Origin of the sequence: Bacterioplanoides sp. (genome assembly GCF_965226395.1) — a bacterium.
GTDB lineage: Bacteria > Pseudomonadota > Gammaproteobacteria > Pseudomonadales > Oceanobacteraceae > Bacterioplanoides.
This window is the reverse complement of sequence record NZ_OZ245358.1, coordinates 3,904,014-3,927,844: the sequence shown is the minus strand read 5'-3', so window position 1 is coordinate 3,927,844 and position 23,831 is coordinate 3,904,014. Positions and strand designations below refer to the sequence as shown.

Annotated in this window: 19 protein-coding genes and 3 tRNA genes; 17 read left to right on the top strand and 5 right to left on the bottom strand. The window is 49.1% G+C overall.

What is annotated here, in order from left to right:
* Positions 1 to 11: 11 nt before the first annotated feature.
* Positions 12 to 998, bottom strand: coding sequence for a glycosyltransferase family 2 protein (locus ACO05E_RS18030; RefSeq protein WP_419810869.1), 987 nt, complete (start codon positions 996 to 998; stop codon positions 12 to 14).
* 156 nt (positions 999 to 1,154) lie between these two features.
* On the opposite strand from ACO05E_RS18030, the gene ACO05E_RS18025 reads away from it, so the two are divergent.
* Together ACO05E_RS18025 and ACO05E_RS18020 are read left to right on the top strand one after the other, a co-directional pair.
* On the top strand, positions 1,155 to 2,465 hold the full coding sequence (locus tag ACO05E_RS18025) for a glycosyltransferase (protein WP_419810868.1): 1,311 nt from the start codon (positions 1,155 to 1,157) through the stop codon (positions 2,463 to 2,465).
* Positions 2,455 to 3,948, top strand: a complete 1,494-nt coding sequence (locus tag ACO05E_RS18020; protein ID WP_419810867.1) for a lipopolysaccharide biosynthesis protein — start codon at positions 2,455 to 2,457, stop codon at positions 3,946 to 3,948. Before ACO05E_RS18025 ends, ACO05E_RS18020 begins: the two co-directional genes overlap by 11 nt.
* Here ACO05E_RS18020 and ACO05E_RS18015 read toward each other — a convergent pair.
* Both ACO05E_RS18015 and ACO05E_RS18010 read right to left on the bottom strand, forming a co-directional pair.
* Positions 3,927 to 4,223 (bottom strand): HigA family addiction module antitoxin, encoded by a 297-nt coding sequence (locus ACO05E_RS18015; RefSeq protein ID WP_419810866.1) that lies wholly within the window; start codon positions 4,221 to 4,223, stop codon positions 3,927 to 3,929. The genes ACO05E_RS18020 and ACO05E_RS18015 overlap by 22 nt on opposite strands.
* Positions 4,223 to 4,501, bottom strand: coding sequence for a type II toxin-antitoxin system RelE/ParE family toxin (locus ACO05E_RS18010; RefSeq protein ID WP_419810865.1), 279 nt, complete (start codon positions 4,499 to 4,501; stop codon positions 4,223 to 4,225). The genes ACO05E_RS18015 and ACO05E_RS18010 overlap by 1 nt, the downstream gene beginning before the upstream one ends.
* A 257-nt stretch (positions 4,502 to 4,758) precedes the next feature.
* Between ACO05E_RS18010 and ACO05E_RS18005 the strand changes: the two genes are divergently transcribed.
* From ACO05E_RS18005 to ACO05E_RS17970, 8 genes are all read left to right on the top strand, one after another.
* Complete coding sequence (locus ACO05E_RS18005) at positions 4,759 to 5,112, top strand: STAS domain-containing protein (protein ID WP_419810864.1); 354 nt, start codon at positions 4,759 to 4,761, stop codon at positions 5,110 to 5,112.
* 41 nt (positions 5,113 to 5,153) lie between these two features.
* Positions 5,154 to 6,269, top strand: a complete 1,116-nt coding sequence (locus ACO05E_RS18000; RefSeq protein ID WP_419810863.1) for an OmpA family protein — start codon at positions 5,154 to 5,156, stop codon at positions 6,267 to 6,269.
* A 2-nt stretch (positions 6,270 to 6,271) separates the two neighbouring features.
* Entirely contained in the window at positions 6,272 to 8,545 is a 2,274-nt protein-coding gene (locus ACO05E_RS17995) for an SLBB domain-containing protein (protein ID WP_419810862.1), read from the top strand.
* The gene (locus tag ACO05E_RS17990) at positions 8,542 to 9,327 is read left to right on the top strand and encodes a tyrosine-protein kinase family protein (protein WP_419810861.1); all 786 of its coding nucleotides are present in this window, start codon (positions 8,542 to 8,544) and stop codon (positions 9,325 to 9,327) included. Before ACO05E_RS17995 ends, ACO05E_RS17990 begins: the two co-directional genes overlap by 4 nt.
* A 99-nt stretch (positions 9,328 to 9,426) precedes the next feature.
* Entirely contained in the window at positions 9,427 to 12,345 is a 2,919-nt protein-coding gene (locus ACO05E_RS17985; protein WP_419810860.1) for a response regulator, read from the top strand.
* Positions 12,346 to 12,391: 46 nt separating this feature from the next.
* Complete coding sequence (locus ACO05E_RS17980) at positions 12,392 to 13,993, top strand: response regulator (RefSeq protein WP_419810859.1); 1,602 nt, start codon at positions 12,392 to 12,394, stop codon at positions 13,991 to 13,993.
* Between the two features lie 24 nt (positions 13,994 to 14,017).
* Positions 14,018 to 15,481 (top strand): sigma-54-dependent transcriptional regulator, encoded by a 1,464-nt coding sequence (locus ACO05E_RS17975; protein WP_419810858.1) that lies wholly within the window; start codon positions 14,018 to 14,020, stop codon positions 15,479 to 15,481.
* Positions 15,468 to 16,394 carry a gluconeogenesis factor YvcK family protein gene (locus ACO05E_RS17970; RefSeq protein ID WP_419810857.1) on the top strand — a complete coding sequence of 309 codons (927 nt, stop codon included), beginning with the start codon at positions 15,468 to 15,470 and terminating at the stop codon, positions 16,392 to 16,394. The genes ACO05E_RS17975 and ACO05E_RS17970 overlap by 14 nt, the downstream gene beginning before the upstream one ends.
* Here the strand turns inward: ACO05E_RS17970 and ACO05E_RS17965 are convergent.
* Entirely contained in the window at positions 16,360 to 17,424 is a 1,065-nt protein-coding gene (locus ACO05E_RS17965) for a glycosyltransferase family 4 protein (protein WP_419810856.1), read from the bottom strand. The genes ACO05E_RS17970 and ACO05E_RS17965 overlap by 35 nt on opposite strands.
* Before the next feature lie 289 nt (positions 17,425 to 17,713).
* Here ACO05E_RS17965 and ACO05E_RS17960 point away from each other — a divergent pair, with 289 nt between their 5' ends.
* Positions 17,714 to 18,715: an NAD-dependent epimerase/dehydratase family protein gene (locus ACO05E_RS17960; protein WP_419810855.1), complete on the top strand. Its 1,002-nt coding sequence runs from the start codon at positions 17,714 to 17,716 to the stop codon at positions 18,713 to 18,715.
* Between the two features lie 28 nt (positions 18,716 to 18,743).
* On the opposite strand, the gene folD is transcribed toward ACO05E_RS17960, so the two are convergent.
* Positions 18,744 to 19,598: a bifunctional methylenetetrahydrofolate dehydrogenase/methenyltetrahydrofolate cyclohydrolase FolD gene (gene folD / locus ACO05E_RS17955; RefSeq protein ID WP_419810854.1), complete on the bottom strand. Its 855-nt coding sequence runs from the start codon at positions 19,596 to 19,598 to the stop codon at positions 18,744 to 18,746.
* A gap of 230 nt (positions 19,599 to 19,828) precedes the next feature.
* On the opposite strand from folD, the gene ACO05E_RS17950 reads away from it, so the two are divergent.
* The 6 genes from ACO05E_RS17950 to clpX all read left to right on the top strand — a co-directional run bounded on the left by ACO05E_RS17950 (position 19,829) and on the right by clpX (position 23,781).
* A tRNA-Pro gene (locus tag ACO05E_RS17950) sits at positions 19,829 to 19,905 on the top strand.
* Positions 19,906 to 19,942: 37 nt separating this feature from the next.
* Positions 19,943 to 20,019, top strand: a tRNA-Arg gene (locus tag ACO05E_RS17945).
* A 40-nt stretch (positions 20,020 to 20,059) separates the two neighbouring features.
* Positions 20,060 to 20,135: transfer RNA gene (locus ACO05E_RS17940), tRNA-His, on the top strand.
* A 173-nt stretch (positions 20,136 to 20,308) separates the two neighbouring features.
* Positions 20,309 to 21,634 (top strand): trigger factor, encoded by a 1,326-nt coding sequence (gene tig, locus ACO05E_RS17935; RefSeq protein WP_419810853.1) that lies wholly within the window; start codon positions 20,309 to 20,311, stop codon positions 21,632 to 21,634.
* A 154-nt stretch (positions 21,635 to 21,788) separates the two neighbouring features.
* Complete coding sequence (clpP, locus tag ACO05E_RS17930) at positions 21,789 to 22,415, top strand: ATP-dependent Clp endopeptidase proteolytic subunit ClpP (RefSeq protein ID WP_419810852.1); 627 nt, start codon at positions 21,789 to 21,791, stop codon at positions 22,413 to 22,415.
* Between the two features lie 79 nt (positions 22,416 to 22,494).
* On the top strand, positions 22,495 to 23,781 hold the full coding sequence (gene clpX / locus ACO05E_RS17925; protein ID WP_419810851.1) for an ATP-dependent Clp protease ATP-binding subunit ClpX: 1,287 nt from the start codon (positions 22,495 to 22,497) through the stop codon (positions 23,779 to 23,781).
* The last annotated feature ends 50 nt before the right edge of the window (positions 23,782 to 23,831 follow it).

The following is a 23,831-nucleotide window of genomic DNA, read 5'->3' as shown; positions in this document are numbered from 1 at the left end:
GTCTGTTGTATTCAGGCAGCAGGTGCTTTATTTCTCATTGCCCAGTATAACTGCGCCAATGCGGCTTTGGCGTTGCGTTTGGATGGATTCAGCAGGGTTGCTTTGGCTTGGTGCCAGAATGCACGCAGATACTGCTGTTGCTCGGCATAGTGTTCGGCATAACCCGTGGCTAAACGCCCATGCGCCTGCATCACGGCCCAGATGTTGTGGCGTTTCACATAACCCTCGTGGCGTCTCATAATAATTTTCATATGATTGAGGCGACGCAGGCGGTTGCTGGTTTTTGAACCCGGACGCACCAGATATTCCATCAGTTCTTCGTGGCAATATGCAACGCGTCCTGCTTTGCAAAAACGCATCCATAAATCCCAGTCTTCGGCGGATTTCAGTTTATGATCAAAGCCGCCGATCATTTTCTGAGTTTTGGTTTTGACCATCACACAAGAGGTGCCAATCACATTTTCGCTGAATATTTTTTCAGCAGCGCCGTCCAGTTCGTGAAATTCATTATCTTTAATGGCGATCTGATTAAAGTGTGGCCAGAAACCAAAGCAGTCACCCAGGTCGGTGTTTTCTGGTGTAGTGTGATGGTAATTGGTAAAGCTCATCACGATGCGTGGATCACTGCGATGATAATCCAGCTGCTTCTTTAATTTTCCGCTATGCCAATAATCATCGGCATCAAGAAAAGCAATGTACTCACCCCGCACACGTTTCAGAGCAAAGTTTCTGGCTCTGGCTGAACCGACTCCTCGTAAACGATAACTGCGCAGCTGAGGAATCTGTTTTTGCTGTTCTTGCAGCCATTGCCAGGTACCGTCGCTGGAGTTGTCGTCAACAATCAGTATTTCAAGATTGTGAATACCCTGATCAAGAATGCTGCGAACTGCGCGCGGTAAAAACTCCAGACAATTGTACGTTGGAATCACCACGCTGACACAACATTGGCTTTTAAATCGTGCTGCGCGTTTTTCCCGGCTGGGTAATTTCAGATTCATAATTGTGCTCCGTTTTTTATGTTTTGGTTGGCATTGTCATTGCTGAATCACATCAAACATAAATGTTAATGAGCAAAGCAAATGCCAAAGATTCATTAACCGAGTGAAATAAACAGAGCATGGGTTCACGGCCTAAAAGCTAATAGGAGTGTGATGATGAAAACGATTTTATATGTGCTTTCTGAGTTTCCGGTAGCGAGCGAAACCTTTGTTACAACAGAAATAAAAGCGATTGAACGTCAGGGTCACCGGGTCGTTCCGGTGTGTTTAATAAGACGGGATGAACCGTGTCAGGCCGGGGACGAAGGACTGGCCGAGTGCTTTTTATCATTAGCCGATGTGTCAGTTATTACCCTGCTTAACTGCCTGATTTTATGGGTTTTTGATGTTGTAGTGGCCTTGTTGAAAGGGGATGAATATTTGTCGTCACTGCTATCGGCCTGGCGTTTTGCTCAGCAGCAGGAAGGTGTTCGGACACGCTCTGTTTTACTGAATGGTTTTAAACTGATGTGTCTTTTGAAGCGTCATCAGGGGCAACACATTCATTGTCACTTTGCCTGGTCTCCGGCCGTGATGGGAATTACCGCAGCGCGTCTGTCTGGTGTGAGTGTTTCGTTTACCAGCCACGGTTCTGATGTTTATAAAACGCCGCAGAATTTGCAAAGTAAATTGCAAAATGCAGATTTTGTTGTTGCAGTTTGCAAACGAATGCATGACGAGTTTCAGGCCATATCACCCGAAACACCGGTTGTTCATATTCCTTGTGGCGTAGACACCCAGACTTTTTATCCCCGTTACTCTTGTTCGGACAAGCAAGGCAGCCCCAAGGAAAAGAAAAATCAAAAAACAAACAATCAAGAAAAAAACAATAAATTATTATTTCTGGGTCGCTTGTCAGAAACCAAAGGTTTACCCGATTTAATTCAGGCAATGACGCAGTTACCGGCAACAACGCATATTGATATTGCTGGTGCTGGCCCGATGCAACAGCAACTGACCGAGCAGGTTGAACAGTTGGGATTACAGCAACAGGTGCATTTTCTCGGAGCGGTATCTCGCCAGTGGGTGAGTGAGCATATCTCGGCTTATCAGGCGTTGGTGCTGCCATTTTGCAAAACCAGCGAGGGCATTATGGATACTGGCCCGTTGGTTTTAAAAGAAGCCATGGCAAGCAAGATTCCCATCGTCACTACCGATCTGATGGCAACAGGTGAAATTCTGGATGAATACAGTGGCTGGATTGCAAAGCACAATGACCCTCATTCTCTGGCCTGTACGCTGCAGCAATTGCTGGATGATCTGGCTGACCCTGATAAAGGCCAGCAGCGTATTCATTTAAAAACAGGTCTGGCGTATCACCAGGTAAAAACCCGCTTTAGTGCCGATGTTTGCGCCGCTCAGCTATCACGTCAGTTTCAAGCGGTTGGCGCAGCCAAGTGGGTGGAGGAGGTGCGTCATGAAAACTGATACTGCTGATAAACAGACTTCCGGTGTGGTCAGCCAGGCGCTCTACTACGGCATTGGTATTGTACTGATGAAAGGGGTGTCGTTATTGATGATGCCTTACCTGACCCGCCAGCTCACGCCAATGGAGTACGGTTTGCTGGAGGCTTTGGTTGTACTAGCGGACATCGGCACCATTGTGATGGGCTTTGGTTTGGTGGAAGCCCTGTACCGGTTTGTCGGAGAAGCCGATACCCGCCAGCGCGAAACAATTGTTGCCAGCTGCACCGGCTTAACTCTGGTAATTACTCTGTTGGCAGTGCTGTTGTTAGCCGTTTTTCAGAGTCAGTTGTTGGCGTTGTTGCCACTTGGTATTGGTCAGCTTGAATTGTGGTTAATTGCAGTGCCGACCTTGGCTGAAGGTCTGATTGTGATTCCTCTGACCCTGATGCGTATGCAGTCGATGGCAAAGCAATTTTGTATCTACAACGTGATTAAAGTACTGCTGCAGGCCAGCCTGATTGTGCTGTTGCTGGAATCTGACTCGGATGCGTACAGCAATATTCAGGCGGTGCTGATCGCAGGAGCGATTGCCAGCACCATGCTGGTTTGCCTGCTGATTCGTTATCTGCTGCGCCAGAGCGGCGGTTTCAGCCAAATTGTCAGCCTGAATCGCACGGTTGTTGGTCAGCTCAGCCGTTATGGCGGACCAATCGTGTTAAGCCGCATGGGACTGTTTGCTATTACCGGACTGGATCGTTGGCTGCTGGCCGACCGGGTCGGGGTAGAGCAATTGGCGGTGTATGCCATCGCCAGTAAGTTTGCCCTGATTCTGGGGCTGATGATGCAGCCTTTTGCCTTATGGTGGTTTCCTGCTCGCTTCCAGCTTTTACAGCAAGACAATGGCCCACAACGCTGCGCTGACTTTGCGTTGCTCGGTACCAATATTGGCATCTTTCTCGGGGCGGCGATGGTGCTGACCTTACCGGCCTTTGTATTACTGGTGCTTCCGCAAAGTTACCACGCGGCCGCCAGCATCGTGGTGTGGCTGGCACTGGTGAATGTACTGAAAAATGCCGGAGACTTGCTGAATCTTGGCTGCTTCGCTGGCAACTCCAGCCAATCGCAAATGTGGATTCAGTGGGCTTGTGCGGCAGTGGCGATCACGGGGTACTGGTGGCTGGTACCAGTTTATGGCGTGTGGGGAGCCGTGTGGGTGTTATTGCTGGTGTATGGCTTACGCCTGTTGAGCTTTTATATCGTTAGCCAATACTTGCTGCCGTTGCCATATCAGCATCGTCGCTGGGTTTTGAGTGTGTTGATTGCCGGGCTGTTAGTCGCCGGCCATCAAGGACTAACCAACGACTGGAATGACGTTGCGCAGCTCGCTACCGGGCTGAGCTTATCCCTGTTGATGCTGGTGCTGATGTTTGTCGCGCGGGTATTTCCGTTAGCTTTTATTAGCGAGCTAAGGAGAAAAACGGATTACGCTACTTCAAATTTATAAGGCGAAACTTGCAGAGAGTCTTTTTGCTGACGGGTCTGCCATAAATCATACGCATTTTGCAGGCGCAACCAGTGATCTGCTGAGGGTTTACCAAAAGCCATCTCAAGGCGTACGGCCATTTCAGGGGTGATGGCACCTCGTGCATTGAGCACTTTTGATAAGGTTTTACGGCTGATATCTAAGTGGCTGGCAGCATCAGTAATGGTTAAATTCAGTGATTCGATGATCAGCTCTTTTAGTATTTCGCCCGGGTGTGAAGGGTTAAACATGGTCATCAGTGATAATCCTCATAATTCACGATTTCAATATCTTTACCATCAAAGCGATAAGTCACTCTCCAGTTACCGCTGACTCGTACTGACCAAATACCTTTTCGCTCCCCTTTGAGCTGGTGCATAAACAAGCCGGGTAAATCCATATCGTCAGGGGTTTCAGCTTGATCCAGGTTGGTAAGAATAAGGCGTAGCCTTTTCTCATGCTTCTTCTGGATGCCAGATGTATTGCCTGATCGATAGAACCTTTGCAGACCCTTATGGATAAAGCTCTTGATCATAGAAGTAATTGTAACCTTAGAGGTTTCAGAGAGGAAAGATCTAAATCATGTAAATAGGCTTTGGCAATATGACGGATAAATAACCACTCTGCAAAACCTCCTGCATTGCATTTTGCAAAGCATCCTGAGAATCCACCCGGATTCGCAGCCCAATTTATCGGCTAAATCTCCTTAAGTCATTGAAAGTATTGAGCTTGTTGGGGCTGGCACCAGCCTTGCTCTATCTCTGTTGTATTTCACAAGGCGGAGAATAAGCCATGAGTTTTGTCAGCTATGTATGTAATGAAGATCAGGTGATCAGCTTAAGCGGCGACTTTGATGTCAGCAGTGTTGGTAGCGTTCGCAATCTGTTTGAAGACCTGGCGGTGAACGGCAGCGATGTGATTGTGGATCTGAGCAATGTTCGTTTTATCGATTCTTCTGGCATTGGTGCTCTGGTGTTTTTATACAAGCGCTTAGTGGCCCAGCAACACCAAATGGTGCTGATTGGTGTGCAAGGTCAGCCCAAAGAACTGCTGGATATCTTAAAAATCACTAACACCATTCCGGTGTTTGAGTCTTTATCCGGTTATCTGGGTGAAAAAGAGCGCTCAGTGGCAGTCGTTCATTAAGCGGCAGGCTTGATTAAGTCAGAAGACGATTCGGAGAGAACATGATGCAGATTAACCTTCACACCTTTGTTGCCCCAATGCTGACTCTGGCTTCAGCCATAGCGACCCTGACTCTGACTGGCTGCAGCAGCTGGCCGGAGCAAGGGCAGGGCGGTGATGTTCAGGTCGATACCAGTCGTCAGTATTATCTGGATCAGATTGATGACTGGATTGGCGTTGTTCCTGAATCCAAGGGCGCATTGGAGACCCAGTGGCAGCTCCATAATGTCAAACTGGATACCTTAATCCTGCGTGGTGCCCGTGAATGTATTCCGGCGCGGGTTCGTGAGGTGACGCTGATGTCACAACGCGCACGTCGTGAGTTAGACGGTAATCTGTTAGAAGACGCGCGTAACACCTTGGTGATTGTGCATCGTGAAGTTGATGAACTGGAACGCCGATTAATTTACATCAAGCGCCATACCCATTGCCCTGAAAATTTAGCAACCCGTAGCCTGACCAGTGAAAGCAATCATAAGCAAAGTAGCGATTTTCGTTACCGTTATGCGCTGTATATGCTGCGTCATTTATTAAACAGTGATAATGCCTTTGCTAACGATTCGGATCAGTTGTCACCTCTGTATCGTGAGCATCTGCGGGTTGCCAGTCGTTATTTAAAAGCCTACCCACCATTAATTCTGCGCCTGAACGGCCACACCGATGCCAACGCTTCTTATGATTACAATCAGGATTTATCGCTGCGCCGTGCTCGCCATGTGCGTGATGAATTGGTGGCGACAGGCATTGCCGAAGATCGGATGATCATTCGTGCTTTTGGTGAACATTTACCCCGCGCAACCAACAATACTTGGGCGGGTCGATTAAAAAATCGCCGCGTTCATATCGAAGTGCTGGAACCAAAAGCAACGTTGGATCAGCTGTATATCGAATTAGATCAGCAGTTTGGTTTTACCCAGGCTGCTGGTGCTGAGCAAGATGCTGCTGAAACGATTAATCGAGAAGACATTGTTAAATCGGAGCGGGTCAATCAATGGCAATTTGATGTTCGGGATGTTGAAGACACCTCCAAAACACAAACTCAACGCTACTTAAATGACGATTTTTCTTATTCGTATCACGAAGCGTATGAGCAACGCTCGCGTCAGCAAGGAGAATAATCATGACTCATTTATTATTGCGACTGTTTGTTTTGAGCTGGGCGGGACTTGCCCTGATTGGAGTGGCTACCTCTGCCATGGCGCAAGACCATGCGCTGCAAAACGATGAGCTGGAACAAATGGCTCAGGAGCTGCGCGAAATGTTAGCCGTCAACGAAGCCAACGATGTGCTGGAACAAGCGGCAGCGCAGCAACAAACACAATCGTCTGGAGAGCAAATTCATATTGGCGATGTGTTGTTTATCGCGCTGCCGGGTGAAGAAGAATTAAATCAGGATTTTCCGGTCGATAATCGTGGTGTGATTGCACTGCCGGAAGTGGGTGAAATTCCGGTAGCAGGTATGCAGTTAAATCATGCACGCATTGCTATCGAACAAGCACTGGCCTCGGTTTATCGCGACGTTACCCGCCTGGATGTTGCTATCCGCGAAAAACGTTTATTAGTTACCGTATTAGGTTACGTGAATAACCCGGGTCAGGTGGAGCTGCCCGTCGATGCAACTGGTCGTGCCAACGTACAAATGGCCTTAAGTCTGGCGGGCGGCGTTCGAAAGGGTGCGCAGCTGGATAAAATGCAGTTAAAACGTCAGTCAGCTGATGGCGAGCAAGTGATTGAGTTTAATTTTAAAGCCTATCTGGATAGTGGTAACGACGACATTATTCCCGCGTTAAGCAGTATGGATACCTTGTTTATTCCGGCTTCACCGTTGATTGGTAACGTTCAGGCAGACTTTGATGCGGCGACCTTATTATCCGGTGGTGATGCCGCAGAAGATCAAAATGCCATTAAAGTCTTTGGTGAAGTTCAGAACCCGGGTTTGTTTTCGTTCAAACAACACAGCACCGTGATCGATGTGATTATGCGCGCCGGTGGCGTGACCCGTTACGCCGGGGTGGAGCAAATCCGCATCATTAATAACAACGTTCCAACCTTATTTAATTTAAAAGCGTATCTCGATAATGGTGACGGCAATAAGCTGATTAAGCTGGAAAAAGGAGCCACGGTTTTTGTTCCGATTGCGGCAAAAGAAGTCAAAGTTGGTGCCCGCATGGTGTATGTGATGGGGGAAGTGCCGAAGCCGGGTGCTTTTGAGAATCAGGAGGGCGCTACCTTTCTGGATATTCTCGCTAACGCTGGTGGCCCAACCCGTTTTGCCGAGACCCGTCAGATTCGTTTATTACGCGCTAACGGCGATGTGGTGCCATTCGATTTACAACAATATACCGAGCAGGGCAGCAGTGTCGGTTTACCCGAAATCATTGCCGGTGACGCGATTTTTGTACCGGAAAAAACCGCAACCGATGAAAACTCCTGGTTAAAAGTACCGCCTTCACGTGCCATTTATATTATGGGTGCGGTTCGTCGCCCGGGCCGTTATGAATGGTCGGATGAAATGTCGGTCTTCGATTTATTGGCCCATGCCGGTGGCCCGGAAGAGCGTGCCGATATTGCTGCCACTCAAATTGTGATGCGTCACGAAGATGGTCGGGTTGAAAGCAAGGTGTTTGATTTAGCGTCATTTAATGAAAATGGTGGTCATATAGAAGACCTGCCGGTTTTAAAAGCTGGTTACACCGTGATGGTGCCGGAATTACCACAAGATCCAACGGACAATAAATCCAAGTGGCTGCGTCAGGCACCGGAGCGTTCGATCTATCTGTTTGGTGAGGTGAATGCTGCGGGTCGTTATGCCTTTGATGAAAGCATGGGCTTTTTAGATATCTTGTCGGCGGCCGACGGCCCGTCAACCAACGCCGATATTCATAATATTCGCATCATGCACCGCGACGGCAATAAACCCCGTGTGTCGCGCCTGAATCTGGCGATGTATTTTGAAACCGGTGATGAAACCCTGCTGCCAGACGTAAAACCGGGTGACAGCATCTATATCCCGGAAAAAGATCGCAACTGGCTGGATGAAGAAAAAGAAACCACCGTGCGTGTGCTGGGCTCAGTCGCTAAGCCAGGTCGTTACCGCTTTAACGACAATATGACCATTCTTGATTTGCTGGCGCAGGCGGGTGGACCAACCGAAGCAGCCTATGTTGAACGCATTGTGGTGGTGAACGCTTCCTGCTGTAACGAACAATCGGCTTCGTTTGATCTGGTTGAATTTGTCAAAGATCCGGACTTTGCCACACTGCCGGTGATTCGTGAGGGTGATACGGTCTATGTGCCAAACGTGACCCGCAGCAACTGGCGTGTGTTTATGCAAGGGGTGACTGATGCCCTGAGTATTCTTTCTGTTTATGCATTAGGAGCGGCGGCGTTATGAATCATTTTGTGAAAAGCTCAGAAATTGAAACCATCTCGGCAATGTCTGAAAAGGTCGAACTGCCGATCCATTACGCGGAATTAGAAAGTGTTTATTCGCAGACCATTGATCGTGGTGTGCGTACTCTGGCAATTACCTCCTGTCATGGGGGAGAAGGGGTTACCACCCTGGCGTGTGCATTAGCGAAGCGCGCGATTGCCGGTGGGCATAAAACCTTGCTGGTAGATATGAATTTCTGTCACCCCTGCATTGCACGGGAAATGGGGCTGGAAGAAAAGCCTTGGCACGATCTGGAGCGTTATATGTCGTCAGAAATTACTTATCCCGATCAAACCAATGACGAGCAGTTGCCGTCAGAGCTGGCGGTATTGCCAGCCCCGGTCACCCCTACCGGAAATTTAATGTTGCGTGAAAAGCAGTTTCTGAGTGCCTGTTTACAGGCCTGGTTGGAACAGTTTGATGTGGTGATTATCGATACCTCTCCATTGAATGCCATTAATCGTCATAACCTGCCCGCCGAACGGATCGCCGCTGAATGTGACGGCGCGTTGCTGATGGTACGTTCTGGTGTGACCCGCCAGGCCGAACTGACCATGGCAATGGAGCGCTTAGCAGGGATGGATGTGCAGTTATCCGGTTGTGTCTTTAACGATATGAATTCACCGACGCTGGGTGATGAAATTATTCGCGAAAGTTATCGCCTGCAGCGCTGGTTGCCGGGCCTGATGAGTCGGATTCGCCACTGGGTACGCACTTCGCCACTGTTGAATATGAGTGTTTGAAGCTGCTTGGCGGCTTATTCGCGAGTGCTTAGCAGCTTGTTTGCGAATGCCAGGCGGCGATGGTCTAAACTGAAACAGGGATGTGTCAGAGAGAATGGAATGTTTTATAAAAAACGTCGTTGGGCAAGTCATTTAGGGAAGGCCACTCGTTACCCGCAGAGGGGTACCCGTTACCTGCAGAGGGCCACCGGCTCCCTGAAAAAGATTCCCCGGTTGCAGCCTGCGGAGGGCGAAAATACGTTTCTGTTCCATATTCTGGCGGCAATGCCTGGTGCCTGGTTGTTGCTGGATGATGAGCATCGGTTGGTGGCCCACAACCCTCAGGCGTTAACCATGCTGGGGGTGTCGAGCTTGTCTGACCGGGCGATGCAATATCACTTTCCGGCGCTCAATCTGAAGCAGCTATTAACGGATTCAGTACCTTCTTCAACACAGCACTTAAGCGTTGCACGGGCTGCGGGTAATAATTTATTTCCGGTGGATGTGGCGTTGCAGCGTTTTTCGCATCGTAACCAGCATTTTGTACTGTTGCATTTTTATAATGTCAGTGAGCGTGAAGCCGATACCGATGTGTTAAAGATGGAGCATGCGGTGCACTCCACTATTATCGACAATAACGTGAATGCCATTGTTTTGATCAATCAGGATGATGAGGTGGAGGAGTTCAATATTGCTGCCTGTCAGATGTTTGGTTATTTGCGCGAAGAAGTGATTGGTCAGTCGCTGGCCGATTTAATTATTCCGCCAGAAGCACGAGCGTTTCACCGTGCCGGGTTAAAAAATTATCAAAAAAATGGTTCCGGCTCCTTTATTAATCGTCGGGTGGAAGTCACGGCGCAACACCGCAGCGGTGAAAAATTCCCGGTCGAGCTGACGTTATTTCCTCTGCATATTTCTGGCTTAACCTACTTTTCCGCCTCACTGCAGGATATTTCTGAGCGCAAGCAATATGTTGAGGCCTTGTCTGAAGCCAGAGATATGGCTGAGCGTGCGAATCAATACAAATCCCAGTTTGTGGCGTCGATGTCACATGAAATCCGCACGCCATTAAATGCCGTGTTAGGCCTGCTTGGATTGCTGCAGGAAACCGAGTTAGACACCACTCAGCGCCATTATGTCGACACCGCACTGAATTCCGGGCAGGGGTTATTAGCCATTCTTAATGATGTGCTGGATTTCTCTAAAATCGAAGCGGGTAAGCTGGTGCTGGAGCAGGATGACTTTAATCTGGCTAATTTGATGTACGACATGGTGGATTTATTAAGCAGTCGTGCCGTCGAGAAAGGCATTATTCTCAGCTGCTATGTTGATCCAGCCATTCCAGCGAGCTTATCCGGAGACTCAGGCCGTATTCGTCAGGTGTTGATGAATCTGGTTGGCAATGCCGTTAAGTTTACCGAGCAGGGGGAAGTGATTGCCCGGGTGGACTTGCAGCAGCATCAGTCTGATCAGGTTGTGCTGGCTTTCAGTGTTGAAGACAGTGGTATTGGCATTGCTGAAGACGATCAGAAAAAACTGTTTGATGAATTTATTCAGGCCGACGGTAATGACTCGCGGCGCTTTGGTGGCACCGGGCTGGGGTTGTCTATTAGCCGTAAATTATTAACGTTAATGAACTCTGAGATGTCATTGCGTAGCCGTCCGGGAAAAGGCTCGACCTTTTCGTTTGTGCTGTCGTTGCCTGTCGCGTCAATGGAAATGGCGGCAACAGCGGTGGAGGTGACTGGTGGCAATACGTCTGACAGCTCACTACAAGCATCACATCAAAACCCGCATCAATCCCCATTATCCCGGCTGGAGATTGGCACCTGGTTCGATCGGGATAAATCGTCTTTGCTGCTAAAAGAGCAGTTGATGTCGCAGGGAGCGGCAACCCACACTATCGAGTGTTTAGAGGACTGTGCTGAGCTGATTGCTGACGACGACATTGACCTGATCATTATTGAATTTCGGGCGTTAACTCAATCGGCGGAAGCTGTGCTGGCGCAATTACGGTCATTGTCGGCAGATATTCCCTGTGTGTTGCTGCTGGAAGGCAATAATCAGGCGTTAATTCAGCATTATCAGGGAGTTGGCTTTAATCTGTGTTTGCCGGCGCATTATCGTCCGCAGTGGCTGGCCAGCGCGTTAACCTCATTACTGAATCAGCAGGCACCCGAGTCGTTTGATATTGCCTCCGAATTAATGCGTTTACCGCCGGAAGGTGTGTCGTTTCGTATCTTGCTGGCGGAAGACAGTCAGGCCAATCAGCTGGTCGCGATTAATATGCTGGAAGCCAGTGGTTATTCGGTTGATGCCGTTGCCAACGGACTTGAAGCCGTGCGTGCGGTGCAGAATCTGCCTTACGATCTGGTGTTGATGGATTTACAAATGCCGGAAATGGATGGCTTGGAAGCAACCCGTCAGATTCGTAAATTGCCCGGCAAAATGGGGCAAACTCCCATCATCGCCATGACGGCTAATGTGATTGCTGAAGTGAAAGAGCAGTGCACCGACGCCGGAATGCAGGGGTTTGTGGCCAAGCCCGTGGTTAAGCGCGATTTATTGGCGGAGCTGATTGGTTGGGTTGAAGCGAAGCAGAATAAATCGACAGTAGAAGCTACACCGAAAGCCATGCCAGAAACTACTCAGAAAACTACGCCGAAAGCGGAACCGGTTCAGGAGCAAGTAGGCTTGCTGGATGACTTGGTGTTACAGAGGTTAATTGACGATACCTCTGTTACGGTGGTTCAGCGAATGGCCAGCGTATTTTGTGATGAAAGTCAGGTGCGGCTGCAGGGCATGTATCAGGCACTCGCAGAGCATGACCAGGTCGCGATGAACCGTGAGGCACACACCCTGAAAAGCAGTGCTGCCAGTTATGGCGCTATGTCGCTGTCGCAGTTAGCCAAAACACTGGAAGCAAAAACCAAAACCGAAATGGCGAGCGAGGCCGAGCTGAAGCAACTGGATGATCTGATTCAGCTAAGCATTAAAGCTCTGTCGCAACATCCGCTTTTAACAACACCAGAAATATAAGTGGCGTCATAAATATAAGTAACGTCAGACACATAAGGATAAGCGCATGTCGATTGCGATGGATGAGCCAGATAATATTTTGTTTCAGCAATCCTTTCCGTTGAAGTCAGCCGATGAGGCTTTTATTGCTGCCGGGCGCACCTGTGTGGCAGATTGGGTAGCCAAAACTGGCCGGACTGCGCTGGAGCCACTGGTGTTATTAACCAGTGAGTGGTTGACCAACCTCTATAAACACTCCTGCCAACGGCCACAAACGGTAGGGATTCAGTTATCCCGTAAAGATCGTGACTGGTGTTTGTCGATTTATGATGACGGCTCCGGGTTTGCGGAGTTTGAGTCATTCTGGGCGCAGGCGGATACCGAGTTTGATCAATTAAAAATATCCGGCATGGGTTTGGGACTCATTAAATCCCTGAGTGACCGGGTGGAATATCGGGCGGATGAGGCCGGGCAACGCTGGGTTATTAATATTATTATTCAGGATCAAACGGAGCGACCACCCAAGCGTATTGTGGTGATTGATGATGATCCTTCGTTGTTGATTCAGATAGAAGCCTTTTTGCAGTCGGATTATGAGCCCGTGGTGTTTTCTCAGCCGCTGCAGGCGCTGGAGTGGCTGACTCATCACTCTGCTGATTTAGTGATTTCAGATGTAAACATGCCTGAATTGGATGGCTTTAACCTCAGAGTCCGGGTGCATCAGCTGCAAGGTGCCTTGCCGTTTGTGTTTCTGACTGGTGAAAGTCCGGATGCACTGTATCACTTGCCGATTGATGATGTGCTGCAAAAGCCCGTTCATAAAAAACAGCTGACGTCCTGTATTGAGCGGGTGTTGTTGCATCACGAACAGTTGTCCCGGGTTATTGGTGAGCAGCTATCCAGCGATATTACCCGCCAGCTGGCGCCTGCATTACGAATTCAGCAGCCCGGGTTCCGGCTGTTGCTGGAGAGTCGTTCGGCGGGTGCTGTGCCAAACGGCTCCGCAGCAAAAGTACAGGGTGGTGGTGGCGACTTTGTGTTTCAGGCTCAGCAGTCGGTTGATGGTGAGCAACATAGCCTGATCTTGCTGGCCGATGTGATGGGGCACGATGCTCAGGCACGCTTTTTTGTACATGTTTATCACGGCTTTTTACATGGTCTGACCCAGGGAATGCAGCAGCTGGGCATCAATATCCTGCCAGACCGGTTGCTTGGCAGTATGGCACAAGGGCTGGAACAGGATCAGCTGATGGGCAGCAGCCTGTTAACCGCCATTGCACTAAAGCTGGAAGCCAATGGACGCGTCACGCTGTCGAGTGCCGGGCACCCGGCGGCGAAACAATTAACCGCCGCTGGTTGGGTGGATATGCAATACAGTAATGGCCCGTTGTTGGGGTTTATTGCCAGCCCGTTTTCCAGTCCTTTCACTAATACCAGTATTCAGCTATCAACCCCCATGGTGCTTTACACCGATGGCTTAACAGACTCGTTATCCCCCGAGCAGCAGGCTCAGTTCTGGGCGTTGCTGGAGCGGGATATAAAAAACCGTAACGAAGCGTCGGCCATCGCTTCCGGCAAACTGGCGGCCATGGACTACTATGATAAGTGTGTTAATAAACAAGCCAGCGATGATGCAACCTTGCTGGTGGTGATACCAGATTCGGTTTGAACCAGCTTGCGGAAAGGGAGAGGGATGGTGCAGAACAAACAAGTACTGATTGTTGAAGACAGTGCTTCCATGGCGGAGTTGTATAAGGAATATCTGGCGGCAGCCGGGTATCAGGCGCAGATTGCCGGAACCGGTGCCGATGCACTGGCAGCGATTGCGCAGTCTTTACCGGATGCCATTATGCTGGATATCAACCTGCCCGATATGAGCGGCATGGATATCTTACGCCAGCTGCACGAACAGAAACTCCCGGTTGTCAGCCTGATTGTTACCGGCCACGGCTCGGTGGATATGGCGGTTGAGGCGATGGCGCTGGGGGCTTACGACTTTATTGAAAAACCTTTTAGTTCCAAACGCTTGTTAACCACGCTGGCTAATGCGCTGGAGCGTCAAACGCTGACGGAAGCGCTTGAAACCTACAAAGAAGAGTTTAATCGTGACGGCTACGAAGGGTTTATTGGCGCTTCATTGCCGATGCAGAGTGTGTATCGCATTATCGACAGTGCCGCTCCCAGTAATGCCACGGTGTTTATTACCGGTGAGAGTGGTACCGGTAAAGAGGTGTGTGCCTCAGCGATTCATCAGCGCAGTGAGCGTGCGCAAAAGCCCTTTATTGCCATTAACTGTGGCGCCATTCCCCGGGATCTGATGGAAAGTGAAATCTTTGGTCATACCAAAGGGGCGTTTACCGGCGCGGTGTCGAGCCGTGAGGGTGCTGCCAGTCAGGCGGATGGCGGTACCTTATTCCTGGATGAGCTGTGTGAGATGGATCTGGATTTACAGACCAAACTATTACGCTTTATTCAGACCGGCAGCTTCCAGAAAGTGGGTAGTAATAAAACTGAACGTGTTGATGTACGGTTTATTTGTGCCACGAATAAAGACCCATTGGCTGAGGTTAAAGCCGGTAATTTCCGCGAAGACCTGTATTACCGCCTGCATGTTATTCCGATTCATTTACCGCCGCTGCGTGAACGCGGGGGCGATGTGTCGTTAATTCTTAATCAGTTACTGCAACAATACGCGCAGGAAGAGCAAAAACAATTTACCGGTTTTGATAATGAAGCCCAGGCGGCGTTGTTGAATTACGAATGGCCGGGCAATGTTCGCCAGCTGCAGAACGTTATTCGTAATGTGGTGGTATTAAATACTGGTGGGATGATTTCTCCGGATATGCTGCCGCCGCCGTTAAACGATGTGCCAATTCCCGAGATGGTGCCTAACCCGGCCTTGATGAATACGGAGTCAGGCTCCACGGTGGCTATGCCATCGGCTGGTGTCAGTTCTGAGCTGTCTTCTTTAACGCCTCCGCCTCAATCGGCATATCAGCAAACGGCTATCCGTCCACTTTGGTTGGTGGAAAAAGAAGTGATTGAAGCAGCAATTGAGCAATGTGGCGGCAATATTCCCAAAGCGGCGGCGTTATTAGAAGTCAGTGCCTCCACCATTTACCGTAAACGTGAGCGTTGGGCGAATGGCAAAAACTAATCTCGTTGCAGGCGCTGAGAAAAAGGTGGTGTGTATTGGTGGCGGTCATGGCTTAGGCAACTTATTGTCGTCGCTGGCGGGTTTATCGAATATTGAATTAACCGGCATTGTGGCAACCACCGACAATGGCGGCTCGACCGGGCGGTTAAAGCAGGAAGCCGATACCATCGCCTGGGGAGACTTACGCAACTGTCTGAACCAGCTGTGCCGTTCTCCTGGTATTAATCAGTTGTTGTTTGAGTATCGCTTTCAGACCCGTGGTGATCTTAACGGACATAACCTGGGCAATCTGATGTTGTATGCACTGGATCAGATGTCAGTCAGGCCGACCGATGCCATTGCGGTAATGCGCGATTTATTGCGAATTGATACGTTTTTGTTCCCGATGTCGGATACCCCGGCAGAGTTATTGGGACATGATGATCGCGGGCAAGCTATTGTTGGTGAGTTGGCGATCGATGAGTGTGATCAGCCCATTGTGAGCCTGGCATTAAATAAAGAAGTGTCTGCCCCCGCCGAAGTGCTTGAAAAAATTGCTGACAGCGATTTTATTGTACTCAGCCCTGGCAGCTTTATGACCAGTGTGATGCCATCCTTGCTGGTGTCGGATCTGGCAGCTGCTATTAATCAATCGCAAGCTTGTTTGTTATTGATGGCAAACCTGCAGCCGGAAACGCTTGGTTCTTCGCAGCAGCGTTGTTTGTTGTTGCAGCAACAACTGGATTTATTGGCGCAGGCTGATATTCGCACGGTTGACTGCATTGCCTGGCCAGAAGCCCGTGCAACAGAAACACTTCATGACACGAATGCCCAACTGATCCGCTGGGATTTTTCCAGTGCCTTGTCGGCGCTGCACGACCCTGAAAAAACCGCTCACTTTATGAATGCGCTGTTATCCGGTGGTTTTGAATAGCCTGTTGGTACACACTCATAATGCGAGGTAAACACGCCTCAACGCTGTAATGGCTTTTAATAAAACGTTGCATTTGTTGCGCTTGTAGATTTCTCTCAGCGTTTGATTGTTGCAAATATTGTTGAATAGACTGAATAAAAGCAGACTGGTCATTAATGCTATGACAGCTGTTAATATCGGCTTGTTTTAATAAATTCGGTAAATCCCCAGCATCGGATGTAACCACGGGTATTCCCCGTGCCATTGCTTCCAGTGCAACCAATGGCAGCCCTTCATGGCGGGAGCTGATTACCAGCACGCGAATGTATTGCCAATAATCTTTCATATTAACGTGCCCATAATAATGAATATGGGAATACTTGCGTTTCAACTCGTTTAGCATTGGGCCATCGCCGTACATGCAAATCGGCGTGTTAAGAGGGCGCAGTGATGGCTGCTGAGTGGACAGTTGTTGTGTGATTTGCGCAAAAACATCCGGGCCTTTTTCGAAGGATAAGCGCCCAACGTATGCAACTTCTGTTGCCTGTGTTGTTGATGGTGTCGTTTCTACTTGTCGATTTTTAATATCGTGAAGCTGTATGAAGTTAGGAATAACCTGACAATTATTCAGAAGCTGCTTGGCAATACTTTGACTGACAGCAATGTTAAAACTGAGGCCAGCTGTGAGTCGGTCTACGGCGTTGTATAAGCGAGTTTTTCCTTTGCCGGGGTCACCATTGTGAAACGTTGATACCACTGGGGTGTTTGTGAGTTTGCCAGCCAATCGTCCTAAAATACCCGCTTTATAACCGTGGGTATGCAATACCGTATTTGAGTTTTTTAAATAACCGACAAGCTTTGTTATTGAGCCTTCTAAGTGAGTAACCGGGATAATCGGTTTTAGCTCTTCTACCAATGGGTGATGCTGGTAGTGTTTGAATAACAATAATTCAACGTCCACCTGCTGACGATATAAGCCTCGGGCAAGCTGAATGATGTGAGTTTCAATTCCGCCCATTGAACGGCTGTCTACCAGTAAAGAGATTTTCATATGTATCACCCATTTCGATGATGCTGGATTATTTATTTTTATTCGTTTGCTAAAAGCGTGCCGCGGTTAGTATATGAATTCGGCCCCTGAATAAGGTCTTTGGGTGTGATTTGCGTTGCATTTTGCAAAGCCGTTGCGTATTCCCTCTATTGGGTAGCAGAATGCAAAAATAGTTCACTGTGAATGGCTTTATGGCAGAAAAATGGAGCGTTAATTGACCTCATAGTTGGCCGTTGAATTGCTAATACTCCAGATATTGTTTTGATGAACGTATTGTGGAGCGTCTTGTATGGCAACGTATCTGGTAACAGGGGCTGCGGGTTATATTGCTTCTTATTTGATTCCGGCTTTACTACAGCAAGGGCATCGGGTGGTAGCGTTAGATCGTTTGCCATGTCCTGGCCATCTGGCAAACAGAAAAAAACTGCATTGGCAGCAAACAGATTTAACGGATCCCACATTGCTGCAGGATTTGTTTCAGCGCTTTAAACCATCATTATGTGTCCATCTGGCCAAGCCGGATTATCGCGAACTTGATTTGTACACCCCGGGCGAGCGCTTGCAGGCGATTGATGCTTTGCAGTTTTCATCACCGGCTATTTTAGCGGCCGTCAATCATTATCTTGTATTGCTTGAGGCTGCCATCCGGTTTGGGAAGGTTCCGGTGGTGATGGGCTCGTCAGATTCGGTTTATGGTCCGAATATGTCAGCCCGGGTGTGTGAACGAAGCGCTCAACACCCGATATCGGCAAAAGGGCTGATGAATTTTATGATGGAGCAGAGCAGTCGCTATTATGCGCTGCGTTATGGGCTGGATGTCACGGTTGCCCGGTTTTTTAATATTTACGGGCCGTGGCGGCCGGAGTGGTGCGGTGATGTGATTTCCCGCTTTTGCTGCTCGATGATGGAGGCGGATAGGGTGCAGTTGTACGGCAATGGATTGCAGCAGCGTGATTTTGTTTTTATTGAAGAAGCCGTGCACTGCTTAGAACGACTGATTCAGGCACACCCATCAGGTTATGCGGCATTTAATATCTGCACCTCCCGGGGAGTGTCGATTTTGCAGTTGGTGAACATGATTGCGGCGGTTATTCCCCCGCAAACCGGTTTCACTCAGAAGTCGGATATTGATTTTCAGCCTGCCAGGCCAGGCGATCTTCACTGTGCAATCGGAGCTAATGATAAATTATATCGGCAGGTGGGGTTTAAGCCTGACTTGCCGTTAGCCGAAGGCATACGGCGCACGTTGGAAGGGGTAGGGTTTTCCACGTTGCGCCGTTTAACGACTTAAATAGTATTAATAAGCCTTGTTAGATTGATCAGTCGCGCAAGGTTTCGCAGCTGATCAGGGTGTTTTCCAGTAGCTTGGCGCGAGTCATTGGACCAACACCACCGGGAACCGGTGTGATAAAGCTGGCGCGCTGGGCCGCCATGTCAAAGTCGACATCACCAATTAAACGACCGTCATCCATACGATTGATGCCAACATCAATCACAACGGCCCCTTCTTTAATCCATTCGCCTTTTACAATGCCGGGTTTACCAACGGCCACCACAACAATGTCGGCCTGGCTGACGTGGTGCTCCAGATCCTGAGTGAAGCGATGACAGGTCGTCACGGTGCAGCCTTTAATCAGCAGCTCCAGCCCCATGGGGCGGCCAACAATATTAGAGGCGCCAACAATCACGGCGTGCTGGCCACGAACCGGCTCGCCGGTGCTGTCGAGCAGATCAACAATGCCAGCTGGTGTGCAAGGGCGTAGTAGAGGCATACGTTGTGCCAAGCGGCCCACATTAAAAGGGTGGAAGCCATCAACGTCTTTATCTGGCGCAATACGTTCCAGAATCTCAGAAGCGTCCAGTCCTTGTGGTAATGGCAGCTGAACCAGAATGCCGTCAACTTCGCTGTCATCATTTAACTGATCAATCAGATCCAGTAATTGCTGTTGAGAGGTGGTATCCGGCAGGTCATAGGCTTTGGAAAGAATACCGACTTGTTCGCAGTCTTTGCGCTTGTGAGAAACATAAACTTCAGAGGCTGGGTCATTACCCACCAGAATAACGGCGAGGCCTGGTGCTCTCAGTCCGTTATTCAGACGCTCCTGAACTCGTGATTTGATGGTTTCCCGTATCGCAGCGGCGGTTGCTTTACCGTCGATTAACTGAGCGGACATAAATCGTGATATCCCATGGCAAATTTTAAGAGGGCGCGATTTTCTCACGAGCAGCATTTAAAACAAAGATACCTACCTTAATAAAGGTCGTTAAAATCCCGGAATCTGGCGGGCCAATTCGGGGAAGCGATTGTTTTTATTAATTTTTTTCAAAAAGATGTTGACGAAGCAGGGGGCGATCTATACTATGCGCAGCCACTCAAGGGGTGAACGCCCCAAGAGCAGTAGGACGGGGTATAGCGCAGTCTGGTAGCGCGCCTGGTTTGGGACCAGGATGTCGGGAGTTCGAATCTCTCTACCCCGACCATTTAAAGCTCAGCTTTTGTTGGTCTTTAAATGGACATGCGCCCGTAGCTCAACTGGATAGAGCATCGGCCTTCTAAGCCGAGGGTTGCAGGTTCAAGCCCTGCCGGGCGTGCCATTTGGTACACCGTCAGTAAGACGCTTGATCCAAATTTGTGGTGGCCGTAGCTCAGTTGGTAGAGTCCAGGATTGTGATTCCTGTTGTCGCGGGTTCGATCCCCGTCGGCCACCCCACTTCTTCCCCCCCTTTCTTAATCTTTATATCTTTTGTTTTATTAGCTGACTAAGCTGTCTTATTGCTGTTTTCTTCTTGCATTGCCTTGCGCTATAATCCGCGACCTTCTGAATTTGATGATGTCCATATGTATTGTGGCATCGGTTTGTAAATTGTTGATTGAGAGGCATCTATGCAAGTGTCCATCGAGACCACTACTGGTCTGGAACAGGTAATGACCGTTGGCGTACCCGCTGCGGAAATTGAAGCGCAGGTCGTAAACGAGTTAAAGCGCATTTCGCAAAGCCAAAAAAATAATCCTGGTCCGGGTTTCCGTAAGGGCAAGCCACTGCCTCCTAAAGTTGCCAAGCAAAAGTACGGCAAGCAAGCACGTATGGAAGCGGTATACCAGCAAATGCAGCAGTCTTTCTTCAAGGCTGTGCAGGAAAAAGAAATCAAGCTGGCGGGTATGCCTAAGTTTGAGCCAACGGTTGATGAAGAAGGTAAGGATCTGGAGTTCAAAGCAACTTTTGAAATCTACCCGGAAGTTAATCTGGCTGACTTTGCTGCAATTGAAGTTGAACAGCAGTCTGCAGAAATCAAAGATACCGATCTGGAAACCATGGTTGAGACTCTGCGTAAGCAGCAGGCTCAGTGGAATGTTTCCGAAGAAGCCGCTGCTGATGGCGACCAGCTGAACATTGACTTCGAAGGTTTTGTCGAGGGCGAAGCATTTGAAGGTGGTTCTGCTGAAGGTTATGGCCTGACTCTGGGTTCTAACTCCATGATTCCTGGCTTTGAGTCTGGCTTAGAAGGCTCAAAAGCAGGTGACGAAGTGACTCTGGATGTTGCTTTCCCGGATGATTACCACAAAGAAGAGCTGAAAGGTAAGCCTGCTCAGTTCAAAGTGAAGGTAAACGAAGTTAAGAAGCCAGAGCTGCCAGAACTGAATGAGGAATTCTTTAACGCGTTTGGCGTTGAGACAGCTGATGAAGCAGAGTTCCGTACAGAGATCCGTAAGAACATGGATCGTGAACTGGCACGTGCTATTCGCACTCTGACTAAGCAACAGGTTGTTAAAGGCCTGGTTGATGCTAACGAAGTTGAAGTTCCTGCGACTCTGGTTGATCAGGAAATTGATCGTCTGCGTCAGCAAGCGGTTCAGCAATTTGGTGGTGGTCAGCAACTGGATGCCAGCATGCTGCCAGCCGAGCTGTTTAAAGAGCAAGCTGAGAAGCGCGTTGTGATTGGTCTGCTGATGAATGCTGCAATCGAAGCAAACGAACTGACTCCTTCAGATGAGAAAGTGAATGAGCTGATCGAAGAAGTAGCGTCGACCTACCAGGATCCGGATCAGGTTCGTGAGTACTACAGCAGCAACCCTGAGCAGCGTCAGCAGGTTGAGGCGATGGCTCTGGAAGAGCAGGTCGTTGAGAAGGTTCTGGCCAGTGCTAAAGTTAGCCAGACTGAGTCAAGTTATGAAGAAATTATTCGTGCGGCCAATCAGCCAGCACAATAAGTTTCTGTCAGCAGCGCAATAAGTTGTCTGTAATAACTGACATTCAGCCAATCAGTGGCTAAACTCTGAAACAGCCGTTATCCGTTGGATGCGGCTGTTTTTGTTGAAACAGTGTTAAAAAGAATACTCATAAAATCAGGGAGTGCAGAGTCGGATGATTGACTCCATTAAGCAACAGTCAGAAATTGTGCAGGCCAGCGGTCTGGTTCCAATGGTGGTAGAGCAGTCAGCGCGCGGCGAGCGTTCTTACGATATTTACTCGCGCCTGTTAAAAGAACGTGTCATCTTTTTGGTTGGCCCGGTTGAAGATCATATGGCTAACCTGGTTGTTGCCCAGCTGTTATTCCTTGAGTCTGAGAACCCGGATAAAGATATCCACCTGTACATTAATTCCCCTGGTGGATCAGTAACCGCCGGTATGTCGATTTACGACACCATGCAGTTTATTAAGCCAGATGTTAGTACCATGGTAATTGGTCAGGCGTGCAGCATGGGCGCTTTCCTGTTGGCGGCAGGCGCGCCGGGTAAGCGTTATAGTGTGCCAAATTCCCGCGTTATGATTCACCAGCCAAGTGGTGGTGCGCAGGGGCAGGCGACGGATATTCAGATCCAAGCGCAGAACATTCAGCACACCAAAGAGCGTCTGAACCGTATTCTGGCGGATCATACCGGACAATCTTACGAAACCATTGCTGCCGATACTGAGCGTGACAACTTTATGGATGCGCAAACGGCGATGGAATATGGCCTGATTGATCAGGTTCTGGAGAAGCGTGCCTGATTCTGATCAGTCAGGCGCTTGAAAATTCAGGCAAAAAGCCCCATCTTTTTGCCATAAGTGATAACAATGAGGCAGTCGAATGACCGACGATACAAAAGGCAAAGGTGAAGACAGCGGCAAACTGCTGTATTGCTCCTTCTGTGGCAAGAGTCAGCACGAAGTGCGTAAGCTGATTGCCGGGCCTTCGGTGTTCATTTGTGACGAGTGTGTCGATCTGTGTAATGACATCATTCGTGAAGAGGTTCAGGAAGCCGAGAGTAAGAGTACCAATGACTCTCTGCCAACCCCTCAGGAAATTAAGACCACGCTCGACGAATATGTGATTGGTCAGGATAAAGCAAAAGTTGTCCTGGCTGTGGCGGTGTACAACCACTACAAGCGCCTGCAGTTTGGCGGTAACAAAGGTGATGTGGAGCTGTCGAAGAGTAATATCCTTCTGATTGGCCCAACTGGTAGTGGTAAAACCCTGCTGGCAGAAACCCTGGCGCGTTTACTGAATGTGCCGTTTACCATCGCAGATGCCACCACTCTGACCGAAGCCGGTTATGTTGGTGAAGACGTTGAGAACATCATTCAGAAATTGCTGCAGAAATGTGATTACGATGTCGATAAAGCCCAGCGTGGCATCGTTTACATCGATGAAATTGATAAAATTTCACGCAAATCTGACAATCCGTCTATAACTCGTGATGTTTCCGGTGAAGGCGTACAGCAAGCACTGCTGAAGCTGATTGAAGGTACGGTAGCATCCGTTCCTCCGCAGGGTGGTCGTAAGCACCCACAGCAGGAATTCCTGCAGGTTGATACCTCAAATATCCTGTTTATTTGTGGCGGTGCGTTTGCTGGTCTGGATCAGATTATCCGTGATCGTTCGGAGAAGAGCAGTATTGGTTTCTCGGCAACCGTCAAGGGTAAAGAAGACGAGCGCTCGGTAGGTGACGTGCTGCGTGAGATCGAATCCGGCGATTTGGTTAAATATGGCCTGATTCCTGAGTTTATTGGTCGTTTGCCGATGGTGGCAACGCTCGATGAGCTGGATCGTGAAGCGCTGGTGCGTATTCTGACCGAACCGAAGAACTCTCTGATTCGCCAGTATGAAAAACTGTTCGAAATGGAAAGTGTTGAGCTTGAGTTCCGTGAATCAGCGCTGGAAGCGGTTGCCGAGCTGGCAATGGAGCGTAAAACCGGTGCTCGTGGTCTGCGTTCTATTATGGAAGGTGCCTTGCTGGAAACCATGTATCGTGTTCCTTCGGAAGAGCATGTTGCTAAGGTGGTGGTTGAGGAGTCCGTAATTAACTCTGATGCTGAACCTCTGGTGATTTACGAAAGTAATGACGTGGGTAAAGTCTCTCCGGATGATGACTGAATCCAGGTTGAGACGGCTTAGGTTGATACGCCCGAGTTAATCAGGTGTTT

What these genes read in the sequence shown, in the direction of transcription:
- ACO05E_RS18030 (WP_419810869.1), bottom strand. Translation starts at nt 998, where the DNA reads ATGAATCTGAAATTACCCAGCCGGGAAAAACGCGCAGCACGATTTAAA.
- ACO05E_RS18025 (WP_419810868.1), top strand. Translation starts at nt 1,155, where the DNA reads ATGAAAACGATTTTATATGTGCTTTCTGAGTTTCCGGTAGCGAGCGAA.
- ACO05E_RS18020 (WP_419810867.1), top strand. Translation starts at nt 2,455, where the DNA reads ATGAAAACTGATACTGCTGATAAACAGACTTCCGGTGTGGTCAGCCAG.
- ACO05E_RS18015 (WP_419810866.1), bottom strand. Translation starts at nt 4,223, where the DNA reads ATGACCATGTTTAACCCTTCACACCCGGGCGAAATACTAAAAGAGCTG.
- ACO05E_RS18010 (WP_419810865.1), bottom strand. Translation starts at nt 4,501, where the DNA reads ATGATCAAGAGCTTTATCCATAAGGGTCTGCAAAGGTTCTATCGATCA.
- ACO05E_RS18005 (WP_419810864.1), top strand. Translation starts at nt 4,759, where the DNA reads ATGAGTTTTGTCAGCTATGTATGTAATGAAGATCAGGTGATCAGCTTA.
- ACO05E_RS18000 (WP_419810863.1), top strand. Translation starts at nt 5,154, where the DNA reads ATGATGCAGATTAACCTTCACACCTTTGTTGCCCCAATGCTGACTCTG.
- ACO05E_RS17995 (WP_419810862.1), top strand. Translation starts at nt 6,272, where the DNA reads ATGACTCATTTATTATTGCGACTGTTTGTTTTGAGCTGGGCGGGACTT.
- ACO05E_RS17990 (WP_419810861.1), top strand. Translation starts at nt 8,542, where the DNA reads ATGAATCATTTTGTGAAAAGCTCAGAAATTGAAACCATCTCGGCAATG.
- ACO05E_RS17985 (WP_419810860.1), top strand. Translation starts at nt 9,427, where the DNA reads ATGTTTTATAAAAAACGTCGTTGGGCAAGTCATTTAGGGAAGGCCACT.
- ACO05E_RS17980 (WP_419810859.1), top strand. Translation starts at nt 12,392, where the DNA reads ATGTCGATTGCGATGGATGAGCCAGATAATATTTTGTTTCAGCAATCC.
- ACO05E_RS17975 (WP_419810858.1), top strand. Translation starts at nt 14,018, where the DNA reads ATGGTGCAGAACAAACAAGTACTGATTGTTGAAGACAGTGCTTCCATG.
- ACO05E_RS17970 (WP_419810857.1), top strand. Translation starts at nt 15,468, where the DNA reads ATGGCAAAAACTAATCTCGTTGCAGGCGCTGAGAAAAAGGTGGTGTGT.
- ACO05E_RS17965 (WP_419810856.1), bottom strand. Translation starts at nt 17,424, where the DNA reads ATGAAAATCTCTTTACTGGTAGACAGCCGTTCAATGGGCGGAATTGAA.
- ACO05E_RS17960 (WP_419810855.1), top strand. Translation starts at nt 17,714, where the DNA reads ATGGCAACGTATCTGGTAACAGGGGCTGCGGGTTATATTGCTTCTTAT.
- folD (WP_419810854.1), bottom strand. Translation starts at nt 19,598, where the DNA reads ATGTCCGCTCAGTTAATCGACGGTAAAGCAACCGCCGCTGCGATACGG.
- tig (WP_419810853.1), top strand. Translation starts at nt 20,309, where the DNA reads ATGCAAGTGTCCATCGAGACCACTACTGGTCTGGAACAGGTAATGACC.
- clpP (WP_419810852.1), top strand. Translation starts at nt 21,789, where the DNA reads ATGATTGACTCCATTAAGCAACAGTCAGAAATTGTGCAGGCCAGCGGT.
- clpX (WP_419810851.1), top strand. Translation starts at nt 22,495, where the DNA reads ATGACCGACGATACAAAAGGCAAAGGTGAAGACAGCGGCAAACTGCTG.